Raw genomic sequence first — 1,430 nt, 5'->3', positions numbered from 1 at the left:
CTCGGGAGATCCCGATCAGCTTACAATAGGGATATTGAATAAAATGAGGGGCGCTTCAGCGCTCTATCTGCGAACCAGGGAACATCCAGCGGTTCGAGTTCTAGATGAGTTTGAAGTGGCTTTTGAGTCGTTTGATGCGGTGTATGAGACAAAGGATTCTTTTCCAGAGGTGTATGAGGAAATTACCAGTCAATTGATGGAAAAGGCTGCTAAGGCGGCAGACGGAAGCGAAATCGTCTATGCGGTCCCCGGTCACCCGATGGTGGCGGAAGCAGCGGTGCAGTTGCTCAAGGAGCGTTGTCCTGCCCAAGGGATTGAACTAAACATCTTGGGCGGCGAAAGTTTCCTGGATGAAGCTTTTGTACGTCTTGGTTTTGATCCGATTGAGGGTTTTCAACTGTTGGATGCAGGCACACTGGATGCGAGCTGGCTCCAGCCTCAGTTGCATACGCTGATTGGACAGGTATATGACACCTTTACGGCTTCCGATGTGAAGCTATGCTTGATGGAACGGTATCCTGACGATTATGAGGTGTATGTCGGCCACGCGCTTGGGGTAGAAGGTGAGGAGGCAGTCCACAAGGTGCCGCTGTACGAGCTGGATCGAGTAGAGGGCTACGGCAACCTATCCTTGGTATACATACCTCGCAGTGAAGATGAGGCGCTGAAACGGCGTTCTTTTGACCGTCTGCACGAAATCGTCGATATTTTGCGCAGTCCGGAAGGCTGTCCATGGGATCGTGAACAGACACATCAATCGATCCGCAAAAATCTGATCGAAGAAACGTATGAGGTCATTGAAACCATAGATGAGGATGATCCTGAGCATATGAAGGAAGAGCTTGGCGATCTGTTGTTGCAAATTTTGCTGCATTCCCAAATGGAAGAGGAAGTTGGAACCTTCAATGTGTATGATGTGATTCAGGGACTGAACGATAAGCTTATTTTCCGTCATCCGCATGTATTCGGTGACAATCAAGCCAATGATGCCGAAGAGGCGCTGGAAAACTGGGAACAGATGAAGGCAGAGGAAAAACGGCTTAAAGGTACGACGGCAGCCCACCCTTCCGTACTGGATGGGGTTCCACGTGATCTGCCTGCTCTTATGAAATCGTACAAGCTTCAGAAGAAAGCAGCTAAAGTAGGCTTTAACTGGGATAGCATTGAAGGCGTATTTGATAAACTGGACGAGGAAGTAGCTGAGCTGAAGGAAGCGGTTCGTGAAGGGCATTCCATGGAAGCTCAGTTGCTGGAGTTGGGCGATGTGTTGTTTGTTGCTGTGAATGCAGCCCGGTTCATGGACGTAGATCCGGAGGAGGCGCTGTCAGCCACTAACCGAAAATTTGTAAGTCGTTTCCAGTATATTGAGCAGAAATTACGCGAGCAGGGACGTCGTCCTGAAGACAGTAGCGTAGACGAGATGGAGACTT

Annotated in this window: 1 protein-coding gene; it reads left to right on the top strand. The window is 49.6% G+C overall.

Annotated features, from left to right (window positions below):
• Positions 1-1,430 (top strand): bifunctional methyltransferase/pyrophosphohydrolase YabN (gene yabN / locus AC5V8P_RS25545; protein ID WP_495474047.1); only part of this gene is annotated, 1,430 nt, incomplete at both ends.

The organism is Paenibacillus sp. N119s, from assembly GCF_059447605.1.
The sequence above is the reverse complement of the archived record's forward strand: the minus strand, read 5'-3'. Positions and strand labels throughout refer to the sequence as shown.